The sequence below is a fragment of the Streptomyces sp. NBC_00829 genome, assembly GCF_045161795.1.
Lineage (GTDB): Bacteria > Actinomycetota > Actinomycetes > Streptomycetales > Streptomycetaceae > Streptomyces.
Genome location: NZ_CP108867.1, coordinates 1,885,735 through 1,910,687 on the forward strand (window position 1 = coordinate 1,885,735; position 24,953 = coordinate 1,910,687).

The window sequence follows — 24,953 nt, forward strand, 5'->3', positions numbered from 1 at the left end:
TCCCGCGCGGAGACGGCATCCTGTTTGGCCCAGCAGGGGGGCGAGGGCCGCCTGGCGACCTGACGCTCCGTCTCCAGCCCGCGTTGCCTGGGGCCGTTCGTCCCGGGTCTCCCTCGTCCTGCGACAACGCGGCTGGTCACCCGCGCGGTCGTGCCGCTCGCTACTCGCTCGGCCCTCTTTGAAGCCGCCCCGCCCTGATCGTGCCGGGGCGGGGCGGCGACAGGTGTGAGGACTTCTCTCACGTATCCGGGAGATGCCTCGCCTCAGCTGCCGACGTAGTCCGCGAGGTGCTCGCCGGTGAGGGTGGAGCGGGCGGCGACGAGGTCCGCGGGTGTGCCCTCGAAGACGATCTTGCCGCCGTCATGGCCGGCACCGGGGCCGAGGTCGATGATCCAGTCGGCGTGCGCCATGACCGCCTGGTGGTGCTCGACGACGACGACCGACTTGCCGGAGTCGACGAGCCGGTCGAGCAGGCCGAGCAACTGCTCGACATCGGCGAGGTGCAGGCCGCTGGTCGGCTCGTCGAGGATGTAGACACTGCCCGTCCCGGCCATCTGGGTGGCCAGCTTGAGGCGTTGCCGCTCGCCGCCGGACAGCGTGGTGAGCGGCTGGCCGAGGCTGAGGTAGCCGAGCCCGACATCGGCGAGCCGGTCGAGGACGGCATGCGCGGCCGGCGTACGCGCCTCACCGCTGCGGAAGAACTCCACCGCCTCGGTCACCGGCATCGCGAACACCTCGCTGATGTCCCGGCCGCCGAGGCGGTACTGAAGCACCGATGCCTGGAACCGCTTCCCCTCGCACTCCTCGCAGGGGGTCGCCACGCCGGCCATGATCGCCAGGTCGGTGTAGATGACGCCGGCGCCCTTGCAGGTGGGGCAGGCGCCCTCGGAGTTGGCGCTGAACAGGGCCGGCTTCACGCCGTTGGCCTTCGCGAACGCCTTGCGGATCGGGTCGAGCATTCCGGTGTAGGTCGCCGGGTTGCTGCGCCGGGAACCCCTGATGGCTCCCTGGTCCACCGTCACCACGCCCGCGCGTCCGGCCACCGAGCCGTGGATCATTGAACTCTTGCCGGAGCCGGCGACCCCGGTGACCACGGTGAGCACACCGAGCGGGATGTCCACGTCGACGTTGCGGAGGTTGTGGGTGTCCGCGCCGCGCACCTCCAGCACGCCGGACGGCTTACGCACCGAGGGCTTCACCGAGGCCCGGTCGTCCAGGTGCCGTCCGGTGATCGTGTCGCTGGCCCGCAGCGCCTCGACTGTGCCCTCGAAGACCACCTCGCCGCCGGCCGTACCGGCGCCGGGTCCGAGGTCGACCACATGGTCGGCGATCAGGATCGTCTCCGGCTTGTGCTCCACCACCAGCACGGTGTTGCCCTTGTCGCGCAGCTGCAGCAGCAGGTCGTTCATGCGCTGGATGTCGTGCGGATGCAGGCCGACGGTGGGCTCGTCGAAGACGTAGGTGACGTCGGTGAGCGCGGAGCCGAGGTGACGGATCATCTTGGTGCGCTGGGCCTCACCGCCGGACAGCGTGCCCGACGACCGGTCGAGCGAGAGATAGCCCAGTCCGATCTCCACGAACGAGTCGAGGGTCCCGCCCAGCGCCGTCAGCAGCGTGGCGACCGACGGCTCGTCGAGGCCGCGGATCCATGCGGCCAGGTCGCTGATCTGCATCGCGCAGGCGTCGGCGATGCTGATCCCGTCGATCTTCGATGACCGGGTCAGCGCGGTGAGCCGGGTGCCGTCGCACTCAGGGCAGGTGGTGAAGGTGACCGCCCGGTCCACGAAGGCACGGATGTGCGGCTGCAGCGTCTCCTTGTCCTTGGTCAGGAACGACTTCTGGACCCGCGCGATCAGGCCCTCGTAGGTGGTGTTGATCCCCTTCACCTTGACCTTGACCGGGTCCCGGTGCAGGAAGTCGTGCAGCTCTTCGCTGGTGTAGTCGCGGATCGACTTGTCCGGGTCGAGGAAGCCGGACTCGGTGAACGACTGCACCACCCAGCCCTCGGGCTTCCAGCCGGGGATGGTGATCGCGCCGTCGGCGAGCGACTTGGAATCGTCGTAGAGCTGAGCGGGATCGATGTCGGAGACGCTGCCCATGCCTTCGCAGCGCAGACACATACCGCCGACGACGCTGAAGCCCTTCTCGGTCTTCTTCCCCCCGACCACCAATGTGCCCGACGCGTCAGCCGAGGCGACGTTGAAGGCGAACGCCTTTTGCGAGCCGATGTGCGGCTTGGCGAGCCGGCTGAAGAGGATGCGCAGCAGCGCGCCCGCGTCGGTGGCGGTGCCGACCGTGGAGCGGGGACTGGTGCCCATCGGCTGCTGGTCGACGAGGATCGCGGTCGTCAGCCCGTCGAGCACATCGACTTCGGGCCGCCCCAGGGTCTGCATGAAACCCTGCACGAAGGCGCTGTAGGTCTCGTTGATCAGCCGCTGCGACTCCGCGGCGATCGTGTCGAACACCAGCGAGCTCTTGCCCGAGCCGGAGACCCCGGTGAACACCGTCAGCCGGCGCTTCGGGATCTCGACGTCGACGTTCTTGAGGTTGTTCTCACGCGCACCGTGCACGCGGATCATCTCGTGGCTGTCGGCCATGCGCAACGCAGGCGGCTGTGTGTCCGTCCTCGTGCCGACGGTCATTGTGTCTCTCCCATGTGTTGGACGCGGCACGTCTTCGTCATAAGAGGTAGTGACGAATTCCTGAACTTCGCTGCTCATGACACTTAAGCGTATACCTGCAATACCAGTTGAGACTTTGCCGAAAAATGCCCAGGACAAGTGAGCTAAAGTCTCAAACCATGGACTACCTACGTCCCTTCGATCTCGCCCGCGAGCACGGCATCTCGACCCAGGCGGTCCGCAACTACGAGCGGGACGGATTCATTCCGCTCGCCGAACGCACCCCGGCCGGCTACCGGACCTACACCGACGCGCATGCGGCGGCCCTGCGCGCGTATCTTGCGCTCATCCCGGCGCACGGTTACTCATTGAGCGGGCAGATCATGAGGGCACTCAACACGGGCGAACCCGACGCCGCGCTGACGGCCATCGATCGCGGCCATGCGCAGCTACTGCGCGACCGGGAAACACTGGCTGCGGTCGGACGGGCCGTCGAGCACCTGAAAACCGGCTCGGACACCGCCTCGCACGCACTCGCAAGCACCGAGCCCCTCAGCGTCGGAGAACTCTCCCGCCGCCTCGGCGTTACCGCGGCGACCCTCCGCAACTGGGAAGAGGCGGGCATCCTCGCCCCCGACCGCGAGCCGGCCACCGGACACCGCACGTACGGCGCCCACGACATCCGCGACGCCGAACTCGCCCATCTCCTCAGACGCGGCGGCTACCCGCTGGACCACATCTCCACCGTGGTCAAGCAGATCCGCACAGCCGGCGGCACACAGGCGCTGTCCGCCGCCCTTGACGACTGGCGGCAAAGACTCACCACCCGGGGGGTCTCGATGCTCACCGCAGCCGCCCAACTCGCCCAGTACGTGACCCTCCTCGGCATCGCCCCGACCGAGCCGCTCACCCACCCCACCGTCACAGCGATGTCGCCATGACAGAGATGGGAAGGATTCACCGGGCGCCTCCGGGACGGACACTAGATTCGCCGTTGACCACGGACTCTCGCGAAGGAGCTGACTGCGGTTGTACACGGTTCCCGCACTGTTCGAGTCAACCGTCGCCCGGCGAGGAGGAGAGCCCGCCCTCATCGACGATGAGAGCACGCTCGGATACACGGAACTGAACACCCGGGCCAATCGGCTCGCGCGCAACCTGATCGCGCACGGTGTCGGCCCGGACTCGCTCGTCGCGGTCGCGGTGCCGAAGTCGAACGACCTGATCGTGGCGATCACGGCGGTGCTCAAGGCCGGTGGCGCCTACCTCCCGCTCGACCCGGGCTATCCGGCGGAACGCTTGTCGTTCATGCTGTCCGACGCACGGCCGGCGCTGCTCCTGAGGTCGTCCTCGGTGGCATCTCTTGACTCGGGGGTGCCGGCGATCGTGCTCGACGACCCGGCTTTCAAGAAGACGTGCGCGGAGTTGCCGGGACATGACGTCGCTCAGCACGAACGCCGCGCGGAGCTCCACCCGGAGCACCTGATGTACGTGATCTACACATCGGGGTCGACCGGCACACCGAAGGGCGTCGCTGTGCCGCACAGCGGCGTGCGTGACATGGTGGACACCCAGGCAGCCGTTCTCCGTGTGGGGCCCGGCGACCGAGTACTCCAGTGGGCGTCGATCAGTTTCGATGCCGCGTTCTGGGACGTGACGTTGGCGTTGCTGTCCGGTGCGACGCTCGTCATGGCACCCGCGGAGGACTTGCTGCCGGGCCTGCCGCTGAGGGACACCCTGCTCAAATACGACATCACCCACGCCGTGCTGCCACCGGTCGCATTGAGCGTGACCGACGCCGAGGACATCCTGATCGGCGGAACCGTCATGTCCACAGGAGACAGCTGCACGCCGACGCTGGTACGCAAGTGGTCGCGCGCGAGGCGGATGTTCAACGGCTATGGCCCGACCGAAGTGACAGTCGGCGCGACGATCAGCGGACCGATTCGCGACGCCGACAACGTCGGAATCGGAACACCGTGGATCGGCAACGAGGTACATGTGCTCGACGAGCGCATGCGCCAGGTGCCGCCGGGTTCCGAAGGTGAGCTGTACATCGCGGGCAGCGGACTGGCACGGGGGTATCTGAACCGGTCGCCGGCGACCGCGGCGAAGTTCGTGGCGAACCCATTCGGGCCTCCCGGCAGCCGGATGTACCGCACGGGTGACCGGGGCCGCATGGGGCCAGATGGCGAGTTGTCCTTCACCGGTCGCGTGGACGGTCAGGTGAAGCTGCGCGGGTTCCGTGTCGAACTCGGTGAGATCGAGACCCGGCTGGCCGCTCATCCTGCGGTGGGCGTCGCCGTCGCCGTGGTGAGGGGCGAACTGGCCGATGCGCACGTCGTTGGTTACGTCACCACCACCGCCCCGGTCGTGCCCGCCGAGCTCCGCGCGCACGTCGCCAAGTCGCTGCCCGCGCACATGGTGCCGGCGAAAGTCACGGTGCTGGACCGGTTTCCCACGCTGGCGAACGGAAAGATCGACCGGGACGCCCTGCCGGTGCCGGAAGTGCGGGCGGGCGAACCGCGGGGACAGGACGACAGCGAAGCGGACGGTTGTGCGGCTGTCGTCTGCGCCATGGTGCGGGACATCCTTGCGATCCCGGAGGCGGGGACCGCCGACAACTTCTTCGATCTCGGCGGACATTCCGTGCAGGCGACCATGCTGGCCGGACGGATTCGTGAGGAGTTGGAGGTCAGGGTGCCGATCCGAACCGTGCTGCAGTCGTCGACGCTCGGTGAGCTCGTCGCGGCTGTCGAAAGTCGCCTGCGCCGCTGAAGCCTGAGTACCCGGCTACCCGGGTCAAGGCCGTCCCGTCATGGTGGGTGCGTTGGGCGGGGCCGGCGCCACGGCGAGGCTTGAGCCCTTACCCGACCGACTTCAGCGGAAGGCAACCGGCAGGCTGCTGTAGCCGTGCAGGAAGTTCGAGTAGATCGGAGTGGGCGTGCCGCACACCCGGATCTCGGTGACCGACTGTGTGAGCGCGCTCAACAACGCGCGCAGCTCCATCCGGCCGAGAAACGCGCCGACGCAAAAGTGCGGGCCGTGACCGAACGACACGTGCTTGTTGGGGGAGCGGGTCAGGTCGAACCGGCGAGGTGCGGCGAACACCTCCTCGTCGTTGTTGGCGGAAGTGTTCCACAGCGTCACGATGTCGCCCGCGCGAACCCGGTGCCCGCCGATCTCCGTGTCCCCGGTCGCGGTGCGCGCGAAGTGCATCGCGGGCGTCGCCCACCGGAGCACCTCTTCGACGGCAGAGTCGGGATCGGCCGAGCCGTCGCGCAGCGCGCGCCATTGGTCGGGGTGCTCGGCCAGCGTCTTCACCGCGCAGATCGCCGACACTCGAGACGACTCGTCGCCGCCGAGAATGAGGCTGTAGCAGTTGAGTGCGACCTCCTCCAGCGTGAGCCGGCGGTCCCCGGCCTCCGCGGTTGCGATCAGGCTGATGACGTCGTCGTCGGGGGCGCGCCGGCGTTGCCGGGCGAGATCCATGAAGTAGCCGACGATCTCGTTCCGTGCCTCCAGCGAATCGAGTTCGTCGGCTTCGGCATCGTCCGAGGAGAGCGCCAGCTTGTTCCACTGGAGCAGTTGCTTGCGGTCCTCTTGTGGAATGGAGAGCAGATCGCAGATGGTGTTCATCGGTATGTGCTCCGCGACCTCCGTCGCGAAGTCGAACTCATCCAGCTGGGTGACCGTCCTGATGAGGCGGGTCGCTCTCCGCCGGACGTTGTGCTCGACTTCGCCGAGCACGCGCGGCGAAAACGCGCGCGACATCAGGTTGCGCAGCTCGCGGTGCCGAGGCCGGTCGGTGACCGCGAGCATCTTGCCGCCGGCGGAGTCTCCGCCGCGCAGCAGCACGTCCAGCACGGTCCCGCGTGCGGAGCTCAGCACCTTCACGTTGGCGTAGCAGGAAAGCACGTCGGCGTGGCGGGCGACGACCCAGAAACCAGGATCGCCGGCGTGCCAGTACACGGGCTTCGACTTCCGTACTTCGCGCCAGAACTCGTGCGCATCGTGCCGGACGAAGGCGGTGGCGTCGGTCAGGTCCAGCTCAGTCCGCGTACTCATCTGCGAATCGTGACAACAGCGGAGATGGCGTCGCTGATATCTTGCCCAGGTCTTTCTCCTTGAATGAGAGAAGAAAGATTGATGATCAGTCACTCGCTGCCGTGCCATGCTCCGGAACATGGGTCACCGAACTCACCGGCGCCGCTGGCGAGGCCGATCAATCATGTGCGTTGTCCGATCGCACGAGTGGTGCGCTTTCCGCATCCCGGTGGCTCGACGACAACTTTTCCATCCTGGTCTGCCGCGATGCCGCCGGATGTCGCACTCGTCGGTGTTCAGTACCCGGGCAGAGGGGCCCGATTCGGCGAGCCACCGGCCGGCACCGTCAGGGAGATGGGTTCTCACGTCGCCGTCGAGGCAAACGTCGCCGTCGTGCCCGGCACCGGCTTTGAAGAGGTGCTGAAAGCCGGAGTCATGAACTCATCGACTTCACCAGTGCAGTCACCAGCGAGGAGGCGGCGTCTTGAGCTCTCTGACGTATGCGGATTATCTGCGGATGGAGACTTTGCTTTCGCTCCAGGAACCGCGGACTCCGGACTCGGCCAGCCGGGCGGTCGTGCTGGCCGAGCAGTTCTTCATCATCACGCACCAGTCTTGCGAGCTGTGGCTGAAACAGATCGGGGCGGACTTGGACGCCGCCGCCGAAGCCCTCGTACCCCCCTGTGACACCTCCGATCTGGAGCTGAGTTTCGAATTCCTGTTGCGAACTGGTGAGATCCTCCGGGTACTGCAGGACCAGCTTCGTGCATTGGAGAAACTGTCGCTCCGCTACTTCGCCGAGTTCCGGCCTTTTCTGGACACGGCGAGCGGCGCCCAGTCAACGCAGTTCCGGCGGCTGACAGGGCTCCTGGGCAACGACCACCATCCAGGCAGCCTGTATGAGGCGTTCGTTGCCGCAGCCGAGTATCACGGGCAGTCAGTTCACGATGTGTGCCGTCGTGGTGTCGAGTGCGGAGTTCTGCACCGCATCGCGGAAGCGCTGCTGGAGATCGGAAACGGATACTGGCACTGGAAAGTGGCACATCTGGCGCTGGTGTCGAAGATGCTCGGGGACCATGACGGAACCGGCGGGTCGAGCGGCGTTGACTTCCTCGCCCGCCGCGTCACCAGACCCTTCCCCGAACTGCGTCGGCTGCGGGGGAAGGTGCACCACTGCTAGATCCTAAGGGCTGTCCCGTAATCCCCGGCGGGTCAGCGCATGGCGTCAGATGCGGTGCATCGCAAGGCGGAGGGTCGTCCTCATACTGGGCGTATTCGGATGAGCCCGACAACGCAGCGAGGTGCCGTAGCTGGCGTCGGGCGCCCGGCGGGGATGCGGGACAACCCTTAGGTGGCCGCGGTTTCCAGCACGTAGCCGCGGCCCCACGCCGTCCGGATGACGAGGTCGATCGGCGACAGACGGCGGCGGAGCCGCATGATGTGGAGGTCGAGCGAGTTCCTCGTCGGCCTCGGCACGCGCTCCGCGAGCCGCTGCGTGAGTTCGTGCCGGTACACGACCTCCCCGAAGTGCTCGATAAGCAGCTCCATCAGTTCGGTCTGGACATTTGATATGGTGATCGAATGAGCACCGAAACCCAGCGTTCCCGCCGAATCGAGTGTCGGAACCTGGCGGCTGTCGAGCCGGTTCTGTAACGCCCTGACACGAGCATCCAGATCATCGCGAGATATGGGTGCACGAACCCAGTCTTCGAAGGGATCGTTGCAGACTGGAGGTCGCGCACCTCCCTCGACGACGAGAAGACGGGGTACGCCTTCCCTCTTACATCGATTCCGAAGGTCCGTTTGGGCCGGCCATCGGACGAACATGACGTCGCTGTTTGTGCCTCCCACAGAACACACGCCTCCCCGTTGACGCTCATGGATGGTCACCATCTCCGCCTTTATATGGCGTACAACCGGCGGCGGCACCGATGCGTTCCGGGCAATCCCGAGCGCGCGCCTCGCAGCACGCCCGTGGCCTACCCGTTCATTGCCTCCCGGAGACTGCGGGGCCGCATGTCGGCCCAATTCTCCTCCACGTAGGCGATGCTCGCAGCCCGTCCCGCCGGACCGAAGACGATGCGCCAGCCGGCCGGTACCTCGGAAAACGTGGGCCAGAGCGAGTGCTGGTCCTCGTCGTTGACCAGGACATGGAACTGGCCATTCTCATCGTCGAACGGATTGATGCTCACCTGTATCCTCCAGATCTCTTTCCACCGGTCAGGGTTTGGTCAGGGTCACTGCGCTGCCCGCAGAATCCGGTTGATGACTCGGCTGATCTCAGCCGCGTTCCGCGGCCGGTACATCTCGTCGTGAGCGCAGGCGATGTCAATGCGCTGGACCGGCCGTCGATGTGCGCGGCGCGCGGTACGCACCGCCGGCCGGGTCGGGGTCGGGCAGGCGGCACGGTCCACCTTCCCGTTCTCGGTCAGCGGCAGTCGGTCGAGCACCACGATCTCACCGGGCATCATGAACTCCGGGAGACGGGCGGCGAGTTCCTCCCGCAGCCGCGACGGCAGCCGTGACACACGGCGGGACACCGCGGGAACGTTCAGCAGACGGGACGAGGGGGCGTCGGCCGGACGGCAGACGCCGTCGCAGCAGAGGACGTCGACATCGGGCACCATGACCGCCTCGAAGCAGTCCACCGCCTGTGCCGACCAGGTGCCGTACACCGCCAGCCCCTGTGCGGCACCCCATGCCTCCAGCTCGGCCGGGTCGAGCGTGCCCCGCGACTCGACGGAGGCGCCCCAACCACATCCGCCGCTGCGCGTACGACAGGGGAATCATTTCCTCGTTCACCTTTCGATCATCCTGCGCAGCGGCTTTCGGGAAGAGGCTGACATGTCGTTCCAACGGCCGGTCAGTTCAGCGACGGTGGGGGCGGTGAAAAGGGTCCGGATCGGGATCTCCACGCCCAACTCCGCCCGCACTCGCGCCACCAATCGGGTGGCCAGCAACGAATGCCCGCCCAGCGCGAAGAAGTCGTCGTCAATACCGACCCGCTCCACCCCCAGCACCTCGGCGAACAGGGCGCACAACATCGTCTCCCGCGGCGACCGCGGAGCCTGGTACCCATCTCCACCGAATTCCGGCCGCGGCAGTGCCAGACGATCCAGCTTTCCGTTCGGCGTCAACGGCAACTCCGCCAACACCACAAACGCCGCTGGAATCATGTACGCCGGCAACCGCTCCCCCACCAGAGTCCGCAACTGCTCCGCCGACGGCACCTCATTCCCGGCCTCCGGCACCACATAGGCCACGAGTTGCCGATCGCCGGGGTGGTCTTCGCGGGCGATGACGGTGACGTGGCGGACGGCCGGATGGCGGGTCAGGGTGTGCTCGATCTCCGCGGGTTCGATACGGAACCCTCGCAGCTTGATCTGGTGATCGGAGCGCCCGAGATACTCGACCTCACCCGTGCTGGTCCAGCGGGCCAGATCCCCGCTGCGATACATCCGCGCACCGGCCTGACCGAACGGATTCGCCACGAACCGCTCCGCGGTCATCCCCGGCTGATCGTGATAGCCACGGGCCAAGCCGTGCCCGGCGATCCAAAGATCACCGGTCACACCGGGGGGCACGGGGTGAAGAGTGCGGTCGAGGATGAGGATCTGGGCATTGGCGACGGGGCCGCCGATGGAGGGAGGCATGCCGGCGGTGCCGGGAACGAGGTGGGCGGCGGTGGAGTAGATGGTGGCTTCGGTGGGGCCGTAGAGGTTGGTGACCTCGGCGGCGTGTTCGCACAGGGTGTCGGCCAGTGATGTGGGCAGCGCTTCGCCGCTGGTGATCACTCGCAGCCCGGTGAGGCAGGTCGGGGCGTGGGTGGCCAGCACCTGCCAGAGCGCTGGGGTGGCCTGCATGATGGTGACGCCCGCGCGGTCGATGAGGTCGAGCAGTGCCGCGGGTTGGGTGATGGTGTCCTTGCCGGCCAGTACCACCCGGGCACCGGCCAGCAGGGGCAGGAACAGTTCCAGGGCGGCGATGTCGAACGCCACGGTGGCGACTGCCAGTAGCCGGTCGTCCGATGACAGCGAGAAGCGGCCCTGCATACCGGTGAGCAGGTTGACCAGGGAGCCGTGCTCGATGACCACACCCTTGGGCTTGCCGGTGGATCCCGAGGTGTAGATGGCGTAGGCGGCGTGGTCGAGACCCACCGCGGTCTGCGGGTCGTGGGCGGGATAGGCGGACAGGTTCAGCTCGGCCAGCACCTGCGGGTCCAGCACCAGCACCGGTCTGCTGTCCTCGACCACGGACCGCACCCGGGCGGGCGGATGCTCCGGGTCCACCGGCACGTAGGCACCACCTGCCTTCCACACCGCCAGCAGCGCCACGACCAGGTCGAGCGAGCGCGGCAGCAGCACCACCACTCGCGACTCCAGCCCCACGCCCTGCTCGATCAGCCAGTGCGCCAAGCGGTTGGCGTGCTCGTTCAACTCCAGGTACGTCAGCCGGCGACCGTCGAACTCGACGGCAACCGCGTCCGGCGTCGCCGCCGCCTGCTCGGCGAACAGCTCGGGAACGGTCACCTCGGGGAGCGCGGCCGCGGTGTCGTTCCAGCGGTGCAGCACCCGGTCCCGCTCGCCGTCGCTCAGCACGTCGATCGCGCCGACGGTGGTCTGCGGGTCGGCGGCGATCTGCCGCAGCACCCGGGTCAGCCGATCGGCGATGACCGCGACCTCGGCGTGCTCGAAGGCGTCGCGCCGGTACTGGAAGGAGAGGCGCAGCAGCGGGTCCGCCGCCGCGATGACGGTCAGCGGGTAGTGCGGCGGGGCGTACGGGCGGATGCCGGTCACCGTCAAATCTGCCGACGCGCTCGCCGCCGAGAGGCCGGCGCGATCGACGGGGAACGACTCGAACACCACGAGAGCGTCGAACAGGGCGCTCAGCCCGGTTGACCGCTGAATGTCGGCGAGCCCGAGGTGGTGGTGGTCCAGCAGCCTCGCCTGAGCGTCCTGCAGCCGCCCCAGCAGTTGCGCGACGCTGTCGGTCGGCGTGCACCGCACGCGCACCGGCACCGTGTTGATGAACAGGCCGATCACCGCGTCCACACCCGGCAGTTCGGACGGCCTGCCGGAAACCGTGGCGCCGAACACCACATCGTCGCGACCGGTCAGCCCGGCGAGCACGATGGCCCACGCGCCCTGCACCAGTGCGTTGACGGTGACGCCGAGGCCCGCGGCCCGGCGCGCCAGCAAAGCGGCGTCCTCGCCGGACAGCGCCGCGACCACCTCGCCGCTCCCTCGGCCGGCCGAGCGCGCCGTGGGTGCCAGGAGGGTCGGCTCCGCCACGCCGGCCAGCTCCACGGCCCACGCCTGTGCCGACTCCGCCCGGTCCTGCCGTGACAGCCACCGCAGGAAGTCCCGGTAGCCCTGGGTGCGCGGCAGGTGGGCGTCGCTGCCTCCTGCCGCGTACAGGTGCATCAGTTCTTGCTCGATCAGCGGCAGCGACCAGCCGTCGAACAGCACGTGATGGGCGGTGAGCGCGAGCTCGGCCCGTTCCGGCCCCATCGTGACGAGGGTGAGCCGGAGCAGCGGTGGGCTGTCGGGGCGGAAGCGGGCGTCCCGCTCCTCGGCGAGGACACGTTCGAGGCGCTCGTCGGCCTCGGGCTCGCCGGTGAGGTCCACGTGCCGCCAGGGCAGTGGGACATCGTCCACCACGATCTGCACGGACTCACCGGTCGCGCTGGACAGGAACGCGACCCTGAGGTTCGGGTTCCGGTCAAGCAGGGCCTGGCCCGCGGCACGCATGCGCACCGCGTCCACCGGGCCGCTGAGCCGGAACACGAACTGCGTCTGGTAGGCCTCGGAGGCCGTGTCCGCGAGCATGGTGTGGAACAGCAGGCCGTCCTGCAGCGGTGTGAGCGCCCAGACATCGCTTACCCGGCCGAAGCGCTGCTGCCAGGTGTCCAGCTCGGCCTGGCTGACGTTCACCGGCGCCACATCGGACGGGGTCAGCCCGGTCGCGCCCGCGGTCACCGCGGTGTGCAGGCCCCGCAGGGCTGCGCACCAGGTGTCGGCCAGGTCGCGGACCTCGTCGGCGCAGAGCACGCCGGTGGCGAAGGTGAACAGGGCGGTGAGCCGCGCGCCGTCCCCGGTGCCGGTCACCAGGGCGTTGAGCTCCAGAGCGCTGAGCGCGGGCATCTCGGGATCAGGTGCCGCGACGAGCTCGGCGAATTCCGGCGCCGGTGTCCATCCGGGGCCGCGCGTCGGCTCGGGACCGTCGAAGGAGAAGTGGCCCAGGAAGTTGAAGCCGATCTCGTCCGCCGGGTACGGGCGCAGAACCGCTGCGGTCTCGTCGTTGAGGTAGCGCAGCAGTGTGTAGCCGATGGCCTTGTCGGGCAGCTCGCGCCGCTGCTCCTTCACGCGCTTGAGGGCGTCGCCGGCGGCCACTCCCCCGGCGATCGCCTCCTCGACATCGATGTCGGAGATATCGAACCGGACCGGGTGGACGCTGGTGAACCAGCCGACCGTGCGGGAAAGGTCCGCGCCCGGGACGAGATCCTCCTGCCGGCCGTGCCCTTCCAGGCGAACGACGGTGGCGCCGTCGCTCACGCCCCGCTGGTGCCGACCCAGCGCCAGGACGAGGGCGGTGAGCAGCACGTCGTCGACGCCGCAGCGGTACGCCGCGGGCACCGACGTCAGCACGGCGTCGGTGAGGTCACCAGGGAGCTGTATACGAACGGTCTCCGTCGACGCGGTGAAGTCCGCCTTCGGATCGAGCGGCCGGGAACCGACCGCGGCGACGGGGGCGGCGAGCATGTCGCGCCACAGCGACAGCTCCGCCACCCGGTCGGGCCGTTTCGCCTCGTCGGCCAGCACGCGCAGCCAACGCCGCAGCGACGTCCCCACCATCGCAAGCCCCGGTGTCGTGCCCGCCCGGACGTGCCGCCACGCTTCGGCCAGGTCGGGGAGCAGCACCCGCCACGACATCCCGTCGACGACCAGATGATGCGCCGCGACCAGCAGCCTCCCAGGTCCGCCCGTCATCGGCTCGAACCACACCAGCCGGAGCATCCTGCCGTACGAGGCTTTGATGTGGCGTACCGCGGCGGCGGCCTCGGTACGCAGCAGTGCCCGCCACGAGTCCCCGCTCCAGTCTCCTGGGCAGGCGACCCGCTTGATGAGCTGGGCCGCGTCCGTCGAGCCGGGCGGGTACACCAGCAGGCCGTCCTCGGCCAGTTGTGAGCGCAGCACGTCATGACGGTCGAGGACGGCGCGCACTGTTGCGGTGAGGTTGTCGAGATCCGTCTCGGCCGGTACCTCCAGCACGAGCCACTGCGCGAGCCGGTCAAGGCCGGGTCCGCGCTCGGCGACGAGCCGCGCCATCGGCGGCAGCGGCAGCAGGCCGACGCCGCCGCCGTCGAGCTCGGCGAGTGCCGATGGGGCGGTGTCCCGGGTCGCGGCCACGGCCAGCGCGGCGACGGTCCGGCACTCGAACACGGTGCGTGGGCTGAACGCGAGGCCGCCCGCGCGGGCGCGGGCCACGACCTGTATCGCCCGGATGCTGTCGCCGCCGAGAGTGAAGAAGTCGTCGTCCACCCCGATCCGGCTCACCCCGAGCACGTCGGCGAACGCGGCCGCCAGGATGCGCTCTTCGCCGGTTCGGGCCGGCCGATGAGCCCGGCCGGCGAACTCCGGCTCGGGCAGCGCGCCGCGGTCCAGCTTGCCGTTCGCGGTCAGCGGCAGCCGGTCCAGCACAACGAAAGCGGCAGGTACCAGGTGTGCGGGCAGCCGGGCCGCGACGAAGCCCCGCAGCTCGGCGACGTCCAGCCCTGTATGGAAGTCCCAGTCCGCGCCGGCCCGGCCGATGCTGCCGGAGGTCTTCGGCACGACATGGGCGACGAGCTGGACGGCCCCGTCGGCACCGCGGCCCACCCTGGCGAGGACCGCTGCCTGGACCACCCCGGGGTGTGCGGCCAACGTCGCCTCGATCTCCGCGGGTTCGACCCGGAAGCCACGGATCTTCACCTGCTGATCGGCGCGTCCCGCGAATTCCAACTCGCCGTTCTCGTTCCAGCGCGCCAGGTCGCCCGTCCGGTACATGCGCCGCCCGGCCGGGCCGAACGGGCACGCGACGAAGCGCTCCGCGGTCAGGGCCGAGCGGTTGTGGTAGCCCCGGGCAAGCCCGGCGCCCGCGATGTACAGGTCACCGAGCACTCCAGGCGGGACCAGCCGGAGCCGGTCGTCGAGCACGTACAGCGCGGTGTTCCAGATCGGCGTGCCGATCGGGATGGTGCCCGCCCCGGGCCTGCATTGCCACGCGGTGACGTCCACCGCCGCCTCGGTCGGCCCGTACAGGTTGTGCAGGGGTACACCGAATACGTGGTGGAACCGCGCGGCGAGCTCGGCCGGCAGCGCTTCGCCGCTGCACATGACACGGCGCAGGCCGGTGCAGGCTCCCGCCGCCTCGTCGTTGACGAACTCGGCGAGCATCGACGGAACGAAGTGAAGCGTCGTCACCCCGGCCCGCTGGATCAGCTCGGCGAGGTACGCCGGGTCGCGGTGCCCATCCGGCCGCGCGACCACGAGGGTGGCGCCGGTGATCAGCGGCCAGAAGAACTCCCAGACCGAAACGTCGAAGGAGGCCGAGGTCTTCTGCAGCACCCGGTCCGAGCCGTCCAGCCGGTAGCGCTCCTGCATCCACAGCAATCGGTTGACGATCGCGGCGTGCGTGATGACGGCGCCCTTGGGCTGCCCGGTCGACCCCGACGTGTAGATCATGTACGCCGGGTGCTCGACCGAGTGTGGCGCGATCGACGTGGGCCCGTCGGTGAGGGGGACTTCGTCGACCGTGATCAGGGGGACGTCCGTCCGGGGCAGCAGGTCGGCCGTGTCCTTGACCGTCAGGAGCAGCGTCGGCTTCGCGTCGGCGAGCATGAACTCCACACGGGTGGTGGGATAGTCCGGGTCGACCGGGACGTAGGCGGCGCCCGCCTTCAGTACGGCGACGAGCGCGACGACCAGCTCCGGCGAGCGGGGAATCGCGACCGCGACGAACCGTTCGGGCCCCGCGCCGCCCTCGATCAGCATGCGGGCCAGACGGCCGGACCGGTCGGCGAGCTCCCGATACGTCAGGCAGGTGTCCTCGAAGGTGACCGCGATCGCGTCCGGGGTGGAGCCGGCCTGCCGGTCGAGCAGTTCCGTCAGTGTCGCGGTCGGCGGGGTGACCGTGGGTCCCGCGTACTCGGTGAGCAGCGTGTGGTGTTCCGCGGCGCTGAGTACGGAGACGTCCCCGACCGGGGCGCGCGGGTCGGCCAGCGCCGTCCGTACGAACGTCACGAACCTGTCGGCGAGTCCGGCGATGTCCTCGTCGCCGTACACCGGCCGCGGGGCGTCCAAGCGGACGAACAGGTCGCTGTCGGCCCCGCCGTCGGTGTAGGTGCAGACCATGAGCTCGTCGACCACGCCGAAGGTGCCGCCGGCGAAGCGGGCCACGCTGCCCGCGAGGTCGAGCGCCTCGACGAAGGGAATCACGTTGACGACGGCGCCGAACGGGCTGCGCGTATCGCCGGCGTGGCCTGTTGCCCGCTTGATCAGGGAGATGTCGTGCCGGGCGTGCCGCAGCACGCGCCGCCGCTCCCGGCCGATCGCCTCGGACAGCTCGACGAAGTCCGCCGCGGGGGGCACCTCCACCTGAAGCGGCAGGCGGTTCGAGAGGAGGCCGAGCGATCGTCGCATGGCTCCGACGCGGTGGTTGACGGTAAAGGTCAGCAGCGGCCTGGGCAGACCGCAGATATGTCGCAGAAACGCCGTGGCCGCCGCGGAAAGCAGGTCCGGCACGCTCGACTTCACCGCGAGGGCGGTGCGCCCCCAGGCGGCGAGCTCGGCGGCGGGGATCGTCGCGGTGCGGGTGGTCATCCCCTGCCGCTCGGTGAGGCCGTCCCAGTACCCGGCCTCGGTGGCGGGGCCGTCGGCGGCCGGGCGGACACCGGTGGGGAGCCGCGCCGCGGTCGGCTCGTCGGCGAGATAGTCCTGCCAGAACCGCTCGGCGTCGGCGAATCGTTCCGATGCCCGGTACGCGGCGTCCTTTTCCGACGCGTCGCCCGGTGGGTCCGCGGGGCGCTCCGGTACGGCGGAACCCGAGCGCAGCGCACGGTAGATCTCCGCGATCCGCTGGGACAGCAGCGTGAGGACACCGAACGCGTCGGTGAGGGTGTGGTGGAAGACAAGAACCACGAGGTGGTGGTCGCCGCCCAGCCGGATGGAGCCGAGCCGCAGGAGCGCGTCCTCGCCCAGGTCGAACGGCCGGTGTACGAGTTCGGCCACGATGGCGCGTGCCGCATCGGCGGGGTCGTCGGCGTCGCTCACGTCGGCGTGGAACGGCTCCCACGCCTCGGGGTCCCGGGCAACCAGCCGCAGCCCGTCATCGCCCCGGCGGAAGTTCACCGTCAGCGCTTCGGCCTCGGCCACGGCCGCCCGCAGTGCCGCCGCGAGCAGGGGAATGTCCAGGTCACCATCGACGTCCCACAAGGTCGCCACATTGTTCGGAGTGTCTGGAGCGAGCTCCTGCGCAAGCCACATGGCCTCCTGCGCGGACGTTACGCCGGTACAACCCATCCAGACTTCACTCCCCGTAAAGGTGGTATCCAGATCAGCGGCCACTCGTCGCCAATCGTCGTTGCGGCTCCCGGGTTTGATCAGCTGGCATGAAAGATGTTGGCCAGAGATCGAAACAGAACCGGACAGAGTTCGAAACAGAACCGGACGTCGAGCCGTTGGTCCGGTTAGCTGCGCGAGCGCGGCGCAATGGCCGGTACCCGACCGGCCCGCCGCGCCCACCACCGGCTCACCTGCCTACCGCGACCCGCCCTACCGCGACCCGTCCGACGGTGACCCGTCCGACGGCGGAGCCTCGGCCTCGGCATCGTGGGAGCTGGTCCGGATCACCTCGGCCACGGTCAACTCGTAGGAGGAGTACCACCGTTCTCGGCCCAGCCGCTGCGCCAGCTGATGCGCGGGGTCGGCACGCCACTTCTCCAGGGTTTCCGCATTCCGCCACCTGACGACCGCGAGGCGCTCGCCGTCCTCGGCCGTGTAGTGCTTGACGTCCATCAGATCGGACCCGGCGATGACGCGGACCCGCTCGCGCATTTCGGCCTCGGTGGCGTAGTAGTCCTCGCCCGCCTGATCGGAGAGGCGCGACGTGAACAGGATCACGAACATCCGGAGTCCTCCAGGGTGACTGTGTTCGGAGTGAGGGGCGGCGTGCAGGCGCGCAGCCGGCTGTCGGACGCCGTGACGAGCTCCGCGCCGTACCGGCCGAGCAGGCTCTCCACGAGGCGGTCCAGGCGCTGGTCGTTCCTCAGCACCGAGGCATAGCTCTCCTCCGTGAAGGCGCACTGCTCGTACAGGGGAACGAACCGGTCGGGGAAGAGGTCGACAAGACGCTTCCGCAGGACTCCCTTGGCGTGGGCCGTCTCCTCCTGCGGCGGGTTGGCCATGATGTAGTAGTGCTGGTAGGAGAGGTAGGAGATCGCGTCGGCGTCCTCGGTCCGTGACTTTTCATAGGCGGCAAGCGCCGCCGTCCAGTCCTCGGTGGAGTCGAGGCAGGCGATGAGGGTACGGGCGTCCTCGAAGCCGCAGTTCATGCCATGCCCCATGAAGGGGGCCATCGCGTGGCAGGAGTCCCCGAGCAGCGCGAACGTGTCCCGCCAGACCCATCGGTCGCAGCGTACGACCATGAGGCTGGAGACGGACCTGGTGGCGAGCTGTTCGGCAAGGTCCGGGATGGCGGCCGTCGGTTCGGGAAAGCCTGCTGCGAACACCTTGAGCAGGTCCTGGCCCTCGACCGTGGCGTAGGAGGGCGCCGGCCCTTCGCGACGCATGAACAGGGAGCCGGAGAACTCCCCCGACGGCATGGGGAACGCGGCGAACAACGCGTCACCGGTCGGCCAGTAGTGCATGGTTCTGCGGTCGAGCCAGCCGCCCGGCACATCGATCTCCTGATAGGCCAGCTCAAGATTGCGCACCTCTGCCTGTGCGCCGCGGGCTGCCAGGGCGGCACGGGCAGCGGAATGCGCGCCGTCGCAGCCGAGTACGCGGCGACATGTCAACCGCTGCCGGCCGTGCCGGTCTTCCACGAGCACGGCCGGTTCGTCCAGGTCCACGGAGTGCACCCGCTGCCCGAAGCGCAGGCGTACGCCAACAGTCGCCTCGGCGGCGTCCAGCAGGATGTGATGCAGCCGCTCACGCTCCACCGACCAGATCGGCTGCCCGTCCCGGCTGTACGGCGTGACATGGGAGCTGCCGTCGGGCAGGTGTGCGCAACGTCCGTGAAGGGGCACGCATATCTCCCGCACCGCCTCAGCGAGACCCAGGTCCGACAGGACGCGCCAGCCTCGCGCGGACAGCATCACCGTGAGGGACCGTCCCTGGCCGCCGGCACCACGCCGCGGGTCCGCTCGCTTCTCCAGGATCGTGACCGGACCGAACCGGGGGGCGAGATAGACGGCCGCGACCGCACCCACCAGGCCGGCCCCGACGACGACGATCTCAGGGCTCCCTTCGGTGCGGGCTTCGTCCTTCGCGTGCATTGCTTCGCCGTCCCCTCGTCCGACATCCGCTCCGCCGCCAACCGTCGGTCCGCGTCGTGTTCTCAGCACGCTCTTCCCTGTGGCTGCCGCAGTTCCGCCAGAACCACGGCCCCCGCCTCCTTCGTGCTCAGGGACCCGCCGAGGTCGGGGGTGACTCTTCCGGCCTCGACGGCGGCCACGACAGCACCCCGAACGGCGTCTGCCTCTCCGGTATGGCCCATGTGCTCGATCAGCAGCGCCGCGGAGAGAATGGCACCGAATGGATTGGCGACCCCGGTCCCCGCGATGTCGGGCGCGCTGCCGTGCACGGGCTCGAAAAGACCATGCCGGGTCGCGGGGTTGAGATTGGCCGACGCCGCCACGCCGAGGCCGCCCGCGAGGGCGGCGGTGAGATCGCTCAGGATGTCGCCGTAGGAATTGTTGGTGACGATGACGTCGAAAGCCGTCGGATCGGTAGCCAACTTCATCGCGGCGGCGTCCACATAGAGATGTGACGTGTCGAATTGCGGGTGCAGTGCGACCGCCTCGTGCCAGCAGCGCTGCCACAACTGCCCGCCGTTCCTTACGGCGTTGGCCTTGTCCACCATGCATACCGAGCGTCGCGCCACGGAGAAGGCGAAATCCATGATGCGCGAGACACCATGATGGGTGCTGAGGTCCACGTCGATGGCGATTTCCTGCGGGGACCCCACGCGAGTGCTGCCGCCGACGCCGCTGTAAAGGCCTTCGGTGTTCTCCCTGACGATCACACAGTCGATCGCGCGTCGCGTTTCGTCGCGCAAGGGGCTCAGTCTGTCGTGCCACAGCCGTGCGGGCCGGTAATTGGCGTAGAGGTCGAGTTCGAGGCGCAGTGTGGACAGCACGCTCCGTACGTATGCGGTGCCGCTCAGCCGGGGATCCCCGACCGCACCGAGCAGCGTCGCCTCGCTGGTCCGGATCCGGTCGAGATCGGCCTCGGACAGAGCGGCCCCGGTGCGCAGGTACGTTTCCGCGTTCACCTGGTCGAGGACATCCATCCGCACACCGAGTGCAAGAGCCTCAAGAATGTCCAGCGCCGGTTCGATCACTTCCGGCCCGATACCGTCACCGGGAATCACGGTGATCCTTTTCAAAGCGGCACCCCGTAGTCATAGGGACGAAGGCGACATCCTCACGTTCTCCGGCGCCGCTCACGCCCTGCCCTGGCGCACGACGTCCGCGACCAGTCCCGCGACGTCGGTCGCCACATGGAAGTGCCCTCCCGGCCGCACGCTCAGCGTGAACTCACCGGAGCTGACGCGCGCCCACTCCCCCAGTCGCGCCTCGTCCACCAGCGGGTCGCCCACACCGTGATAGCAGCGCACCGGGCAGGACAGCGGCCGGATCCCGGGGCGGGGCCGGTAGTTCGCGTGGGCCCGCAGATCCGAGCGCAGCGTCGGCAACAGGAGCTCGCGCAGCTCGGCGCTCTCGGCGATACCGGGTTCGATGCCGCCCAGCCCGCACAGCTTCGCCCAGAACTCGTCGTCGGGTGCCAGATGGATGCTGCCACCGCCCGCGACTCCGGGCGGGAGCGCGGCGGACACGCACAGCTCTCGCGGCTCCTCGCCCGCGTCCCGCAGTACCAAGGCGGTCTCGTAGGCCACCAGCGCGCCCAGGCTGTGCCCGAACAGCACACAGTCGCTCGCGGGGAGCCGCAGCAGTTCCGCCGCGGCGCGGCCGGCCATGGCGACCACATCGTCCATGGATGGCTCCCCGAACCTGTCACCGCGGCCGGGGTACTGGACGGCCGTGAGCGACACGCCGGGCGGCGCCGCGGTGGACCACTCGCTGAAGGCGGTCGCCGACCCTCCGGAATGCGGGAAGCACACGACACGAACGTCGGGACGGTCGACGGCGGTCAGAGACCGCACCCAGCCCCGTTCCCGTATCCGGCTCATCATCTCCGCCTTTCTCGTCGGCCATCGCTTCGCCCGTCCCATGGTTTCCGCTCCATGCGAAATCACGGAGTCCGCGAAAGATGTCGGCAAGACATCAGCGGCGCTGTGTGGTCGGCCCATGACGATGCGAGGGAAAGGAGGATCCCGGATGAGTCGGTCGCTCGATCTCACCGATCCGGTCACCTTCGTGGGGATGGACGCGTACGAGTGCATCGGGTACGCGGCGAGAGCCCCGTGTCCCGACCAACGCTGCCACGGTCCTCACCTCCGCGCCGGTGCTTCCCTGGGCAGGGCCGAGGTGCGCGCGCGGCCGCGGTCCCTCGTCAAGTCCCCACGGGAGATCGAGTCTGCCGGGGTGCCGCAGCGCATCTGCACCAACTCCCGTACGCCTACGGGCGTCTCCCCGTGGGTTTGAGTCCGCGGTCGGCCTCCTGAAGGGGAACGCGATCATGCTCGACGGTTTTGTGCCCTGGCCCTACTACCTCGCTGCGGACCTCCGCCGGTCGGGAATCTGGCTCGGCCGGCCGATCGGTGACCTGCTGCACGAATCCTGCCGGCGGCACGCCGACCGCGTGGCCGTGGTCTGCGGCGAGCGCAGGATGACCTACGCGGAGCTGTCCCAACAGGCCGACCGGCTGGCGGGCGGCCTGATCGAACTGGGCATCAGACCGCTTGACCGAGTGGTCGTACACCTGCCCAACATCCCCGAGTTCGTCATCCTGGTCTTCGCTCTGCTGCGGGCCGGAGCCATCCCGGTCCTGGCGCTGCCCGGGCACCGCAGGGCCGAGATATCCCATCTGTGTGCCCATTCCGGCGCGGTGGCCTACGTCGTGAAGGACGAGTTCGGCGGATTCGACTTCCGCCGGCTCGCCCGGGAGATCCCCTCGATCCCGCACGTCCTCGTCAGCGGCGATGCCCAGGAGTTCACCGCACTGGAGTCGCTGGGCAGCGAGGGCGTACCCATGCCCCGCGTGGACCCGTCCGATCCGGCGCTGTTCCTGCTGTCCGGGGGCACCACCGGACTGCCGAAACTGATTCCCCGGACCCATGACGACTACGTCTACGTCATGCGGGCCACCGCGGAAGCGATGCGCGTCGGCCCGGAGCTGGCCTACCTCGCCGTCAATCCGGTCGCGCACCAGGCGGCGCTCGCCTGTCCGGGTGTGCTCGGCAGTCTCCTGCTGGGCGGCAAGGCGGTCCTCACGTCAAGTGTGCGACCCGACGAGGTGTTTCCGCTGATCCGTCGCGAGAACGTCACCGTCACCACGCTCGTGCCCTCCGTGCTGCGGTTGTGGGCCGACTCCCGACGGCAGCCCGGCGAGCTGTCCCGACTGCTCATCCAGGTCGGCAGCGCCCCGCTCGACCCGGCACTGGCACGTCGGGCGGGTCAGGTCCTCGGGTGCCGGATCATGCGGTGGTACGGCATCAGCGAGGGTCTGCTGACCCACACCAGGCTCGACGATCCGGACGAGGTGGTCGTGAACACCGACGGCCGGCCCATGTCGCAGACCGACGAGGTCCGTATCGTCGACGAGTCCGGAAAACCCGTACCGGACGGGGAGGCCGGCGAAATGCAGGTACGGGGTCCGTACACGATCCGGGGGTACTACAGGGCTCCTGAGGAGAACGCCCGTGCGTTCACTCCGGACGGCTTCTTCCGGACCGGCGATCTCGTCCGGCGCAGGCCGGACGGCAACATCCTGATCGTCGGAAGGATCAAGGACGTCATCAACCGGGCCGGTGAGAAGGTGTCGGCGGAAGAGGTGGAGCGGCAATTGCGCACCCACCCGGCCGTACAGGACGCGGCCGTGATCGGCGTGGCGGACACCGTGCTCGGCGAGCGGACCTACGCGTTTGTCGTTCTGACCGAGGCGGATGTCCGGACGTCCGCGATGAAGGAGTTCCTCCGGGGTCGCGGCCTGGCCACGTACAAGATCCCCGACCGGCTGGTCCCGGTCGCCCAGTTGCCGCGCACCCCGATGGGCAAGGTGGACAAGAAGGCGCTGCGCGCGCTCGCTGCCGCGTCGCCAAGGTGACCGGCTCACAGGCACCGGCCGCACGCCAATGGCCCGCGATCCGAACCGATCGCGGGGCCGTTGCCATGCCTGTTCAGTCGCCCAACTGCCCGCCCCTGACGGCCGAAACGAAGGAGGCCCAGCCGGCCGCCGGGAACACGAGCGCCGGGCCGTGCGGAACCTTGCTGTCTCGTACCGGGACGGCAGCGGCGAAGTCGTCAGAGACCTCGACGCACTCGCCTCCGTCCTGATTGCTGTAGCTGCTCTTGCGCCAAGCTGCGGCACTCAAGTCGATGGGTCGCACAGCACTTCCTCCAACGTGGCCAAGACGAACTTCCGCGACTCAGCCGGAGACAACGCCAGGTCGCGCATCGCATCGTACGCACGCTGCAAACGCTCAACCGGAGCGTTCTCCTCGATGAGATCGCCTCGGTAGCCGTTCTCCGTGTAAGCCACCGTACGTCCGTCCGCCAGCCGCAGGAACATCACGGTGGCGTTCATCAAGCCATGCAGTCCGACTCTGAGCGGAAGCACCTGCATCGTCACATTGGGCTGCTCTGCAACCTCCGCCACGTACTCCAACTGCCCCCGCCACTCCCCCACATCCCGCAACGGCATCCGCAGCACCGCCTCCGACAGGATCGTCCGGAACGGCGGCGCATCCTCCCCCTCCAACAACTCCCGCCGCCCCATCCGCGCCTCAACCTGCTGCTCAAGTTCCTTCCCCTTGAGCCCACCCGCCGCCAGCACCTCCCGTGCGTACCCCGGCGTCTGCAACAACCCCGGAAGCACGCTCACCGCGAAGTGCCACAGGCTCACCGCCTCCGCCTCCAGCGCCATGTACCGCCGGTACCGCTCCCGGAACTGCGTATGGTCCCCGGCGGCCAGCTCCCACAACGCCAGCAGCAGTCCCGGCGTCCCGTAGTGCTGGTCCAGCGCCTGGACGACCTCCGGGCTGCCGAGCGTCTCGCCCTTCTCCATCTTGCCGAACAACGACCAATCCCAGCCAAGCCGTTCGCCGAGCGCCCGCAGGCTGGTGCCGCTCCCGGTCCGCAATGTCCGCAACTCCTCGGCGAACCGCTGACGGGGTTCCTGGCTGCGGCCGGTGATGACGCGTCGCTGCGGCATACCGCTCCCTCCGGGACGTGCGCGTGACCGATGTGGAACGTGTGGAACCACCTCCGCGCGACGGGGAAGCACCGCCCCGTCCACAACCCGGTCGCCCACATCCGGCCGCATCCTCGTAACGACCGGACTACGCAGCGTAATTCACCCAGCGCAACCCGGTCATGGAATCAACGGAATCACACCGACCGCCGCACCGACGAGGAAGCACATGCCCCCCACGCCGCCCGTACCCCACACCCCCAAGATCCAGGAAGCCCGCGATGCCCGCGACGCCCTCGCCACCGCGCTCTCCCAAGCCGGCATCCAGCTCCCCGCGATGGACATCCACACCCCCTGGGCGGACGACCGCAAAGCCGAAGCCCGGTACGCGCTCGTCCATCTCGGCGTGTGCTCCGCCCCCGTGGCCCACATGCTCGCCAACGTGATCACGAAAGGGATCACCGGGTGACGGAGGACACCGACGCGGTCCCCTCCGTCGGTAGGACCGTCCACGACACGGTCCGCGACCGCGTGGGACGGGTCATGGGCCACGTAGGCCCGTACGTCCAACTCCGCCCGCTCGCCGGTGGCCTCGAATGGGACGCCGACCCGAACCACCTCCGCCCCCTCACCCCGGCCGAGCTGCTGAGCGCCCTGGTCGCCGAAGCGAACGCCCGGAGCAGACAGCACAGGTGACAGGACGGGCGACAGC

The 24,953-nt window shown here is 68.8% G+C and carries 19 protein-coding genes and 1 pseudogene; 8 read left to right on the forward strand and 12 right to left on the reverse strand.

From position 1 onward, the window contains the following. Nucleotides 1-263 precede the first annotated feature (263 nt). Nucleotides 264-2,642, reverse strand: coding sequence for an ATP-binding cassette domain-containing protein (locus OG293_RS07670; protein ID WP_405998013.1), 2,379 nt, complete (start codon nucleotides 2,640-2,642; stop codon nucleotides 264-266). Between the two features lie 158 nt (nucleotides 2,643-2,800). Here OG293_RS07670 and OG293_RS07675 point away from each other — a divergent pair, with 158 nt between their 5' ends. Both OG293_RS07675 and OG293_RS07680 read left to right on the forward strand, forming a co-directional pair. Next, nucleotides 2,801-3,562: a TioE family transcriptional regulator gene (locus OG293_RS07675; protein WP_405998014.1), complete on the forward strand. Its 762-nt coding sequence runs from the start codon at nucleotides 2,801-2,803 to the stop codon at nucleotides 3,560-3,562. Nucleotides 3,563-3,650: 88 nt separating this feature from the next. Continuing rightward, nucleotides 3,651-5,399 carry a non-ribosomal peptide synthetase gene (locus tag OG293_RS07680; RefSeq protein WP_405998015.1) on the forward strand — a complete coding sequence of 583 codons (1,749 nt, stop codon included), beginning with the start codon at nucleotides 3,651-3,653 and terminating at the stop codon, nucleotides 5,397-5,399. Nucleotides 5,400-5,501: 102 nt separating this feature from the next. On the opposite strand, the gene OG293_RS07685 is transcribed toward OG293_RS07680, so the two are convergent. After that, nucleotides 5,502-6,797 (reverse strand): cytochrome P450, encoded by a 1,296-nt coding sequence (locus OG293_RS07685; protein ID WP_405998016.1) that lies wholly within the window; start codon nucleotides 6,795-6,797, stop codon nucleotides 5,502-5,504. Between OG293_RS07685 and OG293_RS07690 the strand changes: the two are divergent. Both OG293_RS07690 and OG293_RS07695 read left to right on the forward strand, forming a co-directional pair. After that, a pseudogene (locus OG293_RS07690) lies at nucleotides 6,771-7,025 on the forward strand (thioesterase domain-containing protein); the annotation flags it as partial. The gene OG293_RS07685 and the pseudogene OG293_RS07690 sit on opposite strands and share 27 nt — an antisense overlap. A 127-nt stretch (nucleotides 7,026-7,152) precedes the next feature. Next, nucleotides 7,153-7,848 carry a tryptophan 2,3-dioxygenase family protein gene (locus tag OG293_RS07695; protein ID WP_405998017.1) on the forward strand — a complete coding sequence of 232 codons (696 nt, stop codon included), beginning with the start codon at nucleotides 7,153-7,155 and terminating at the stop codon, nucleotides 7,846-7,848. A gap of 167 nt (nucleotides 7,849-8,015) precedes the next feature. Here OG293_RS07695 and OG293_RS07700 read toward each other — a convergent pair whose 3' ends face one another. From OG293_RS07700 to OG293_RS07735, 8 genes are all read right to left on the reverse strand, one after another. After that, nucleotides 8,016-8,561: a winged helix-turn-helix domain-containing protein gene (locus tag OG293_RS07700; RefSeq protein ID WP_405998018.1), complete on the reverse strand. Its 546-nt coding sequence runs from the start codon at nucleotides 8,559-8,561 to the stop codon at nucleotides 8,016-8,018. A gap of 86 nt (nucleotides 8,562-8,647) precedes the next feature. Then, nucleotides 8,648-8,860, reverse strand: a complete 213-nt coding sequence (locus tag OG293_RS07705) for an MbtH family protein (protein ID WP_405998019.1) — start codon at nucleotides 8,858-8,860, stop codon at nucleotides 8,648-8,650. A gap of 45 nt (nucleotides 8,861-8,905) precedes the next feature. Then, entirely contained in the window at nucleotides 8,906-9,343 is a 438-nt protein-coding gene (locus OG293_RS07710) for a hypothetical protein (RefSeq protein WP_405998020.1), read from the reverse strand. Between the two features lie 123 nt (nucleotides 9,344-9,466). Then, entirely contained in the window at nucleotides 9,467-17,227 is a 7,761-nt protein-coding gene (locus OG293_RS07715) for an amino acid adenylation domain-containing protein (RefSeq protein WP_405998021.1), read from the reverse strand. A gap of 252 nt (nucleotides 17,228-17,479) precedes the next feature. After that, nucleotides 17,480-17,833 (reverse strand): antibiotic biosynthesis monooxygenase family protein, encoded by a 354-nt coding sequence (locus OG293_RS07720; protein WP_405998022.1) that lies wholly within the window; start codon nucleotides 17,831-17,833, stop codon nucleotides 17,480-17,482. Further along, entirely contained in the window at nucleotides 17,824-19,203 is a 1,380-nt protein-coding gene (locus tag OG293_RS07725) for an FAD-dependent oxidoreductase (RefSeq protein WP_405998023.1), read from the reverse strand. Before OG293_RS07725 ends, OG293_RS07720 begins: the two co-directional genes overlap by 10 nt. Nucleotides 19,204-19,265: 62 nt before the next feature. Further along, entirely contained in the window at nucleotides 19,266-20,300 is a 1,035-nt protein-coding gene (locus tag OG293_RS07730; RefSeq protein WP_405998024.1) for an isocitrate/isopropylmalate dehydrogenase family protein, read from the reverse strand. A gap of 72 nt (nucleotides 20,301-20,372) precedes the next feature. After that, entirely contained in the window at nucleotides 20,373-21,332 is a 960-nt protein-coding gene (locus OG293_RS07735; RefSeq protein WP_405998025.1) for a thioesterase II family protein, read from the reverse strand. On the opposite strand from OG293_RS07735, the gene OG293_RS07740 reads away from it, so the two are divergent. Both OG293_RS07740 and OG293_RS07745 read left to right on the forward strand, forming a co-directional pair. Continuing rightward, the gene (locus OG293_RS07740; RefSeq protein ID WP_406003851.1) at nucleotides 21,268-21,534 is read left to right on the forward strand and encodes a hypothetical protein; all 267 of its coding nucleotides are present in this window, start codon (nucleotides 21,268-21,270) and stop codon (nucleotides 21,532-21,534) included. The two genes, OG293_RS07735 and OG293_RS07740, sit on opposite strands and share 65 nt — an antisense overlap. 34 nt (nucleotides 21,535-21,568) lie before the next feature. Then, on the forward strand, nucleotides 21,569-23,155 hold the full coding sequence (locus OG293_RS07745) for a (2,3-dihydroxybenzoyl)adenylate synthase (protein ID WP_405998026.1): 1,587 nt from the start codon (nucleotides 21,569-21,571) through the stop codon (nucleotides 23,153-23,155). A 73-nt stretch (nucleotides 23,156-23,228) separates the two neighbouring features. On the opposite strand, the gene OG293_RS07750 is transcribed toward OG293_RS07745, so the two are convergent. Together OG293_RS07750 and OG293_RS07755 are read right to left on the reverse strand one after the other, a co-directional pair. After that, entirely contained in the window at nucleotides 23,229-23,438 is a 210-nt protein-coding gene (locus OG293_RS07750) for a DUF397 domain-containing protein (protein WP_405998027.1), read from the reverse strand. Further along, nucleotides 23,420-24,262, reverse strand: a complete 843-nt coding sequence (locus OG293_RS07755) for a helix-turn-helix domain-containing protein (RefSeq protein WP_405998028.1) — start codon at nucleotides 24,260-24,262, stop codon at nucleotides 23,420-23,422. Before OG293_RS07755 ends, OG293_RS07750 begins: the two co-directional genes overlap by 19 nt. Nucleotides 24,263-24,470: 208 nt before the next feature. On the opposite strand from OG293_RS07755, the gene OG293_RS07760 reads away from it, so the two are divergent. After that, nucleotides 24,471-24,710 (forward strand): hypothetical protein, encoded by a 240-nt coding sequence (locus tag OG293_RS07760; protein WP_405998029.1) that lies wholly within the window; start codon nucleotides 24,471-24,473, stop codon nucleotides 24,708-24,710. Beyond that, on the forward strand, nucleotides 24,707-24,937 hold the full coding sequence (locus tag OG293_RS07765; RefSeq protein WP_405998030.1) for a hypothetical protein: 231 nt from the start codon (nucleotides 24,707-24,709) through the stop codon (nucleotides 24,935-24,937). Before OG293_RS07760 ends, OG293_RS07765 begins: the two co-directional genes overlap by 4 nt. Nucleotides 24,938-24,953 lie beyond the last annotated feature (16 nt).

Bases quoted from the DNA above. Each gene is read 5' to 3' on its own strand.
- OG293_RS07670 (WP_405998013.1), bottom strand. From the start codon at position 2,642: ATGACCGTCGGCACGAGGACGGACACACAGCCGCCTGCGTTGCGCATG.
- OG293_RS07675 (WP_405998014.1), top strand. From the start codon at position 2,801: ATGGACTACCTACGTCCCTTCGATCTCGCCCGCGAGCACGGCATCTCG.
- OG293_RS07685 (WP_405998016.1), bottom strand. From the start codon at position 6,797: ATGGCACGGCAGCGAGTGACTGATCATCAATCTTTCTTCTCTCATTCA.
- OG293_RS07700 (WP_405998018.1), bottom strand. From the start codon at position 8,561: ATGGTGACCATCCATGAGCGTCAACGGGGAGGCGTGTGTTCTGTGGGA.
- OG293_RS07715 (WP_405998021.1), bottom strand. From the start codon at position 17,227: ATGGGTTGTACCGGCGTAACGTCCGCGCAGGAGGCCATGTGGCTTGCG.
- OG293_RS07720 (WP_405998022.1), bottom strand. From the start codon at position 17,833: ATGTTCGTGATCCTGTTCACGTCGCGCCTCTCCGATCAGGCGGGCGAG.
- OG293_RS07725 (WP_405998023.1), bottom strand. From the start codon at position 19,203: ATGCACGCGAAGGACGAAGCCCGCACCGAAGGGAGCCCTGAGATCGTC.
- OG293_RS07740 (WP_406003851.1), top strand. From the start codon at position 21,268: ATGAGTCGGTCGCTCGATCTCACCGATCCGGTCACCTTCGTGGGGATG.
- OG293_RS07735 (WP_405998025.1), bottom strand. From the start codon at position 21,332: ATGCACTCGTACGCGTCCATCCCCACGAAGGTGACCGGATCGGTGAGA.
- OG293_RS07745 (WP_405998026.1), top strand. From the start codon at position 21,569: ATGCTCGACGGTTTTGTGCCCTGGCCCTACTACCTCGCTGCGGACCTC.
- OG293_RS07755 (WP_405998028.1), bottom strand. From the start codon at position 24,262: ATGCCGCAGCGACGCGTCATCACCGGCCGCAGCCAGGAACCCCGTCAG.
- OG293_RS07760 (WP_405998029.1), top strand. From the start codon at position 24,471: ATGCCCCCCACGCCGCCCGTACCCCACACCCCCAAGATCCAGGAAGCC.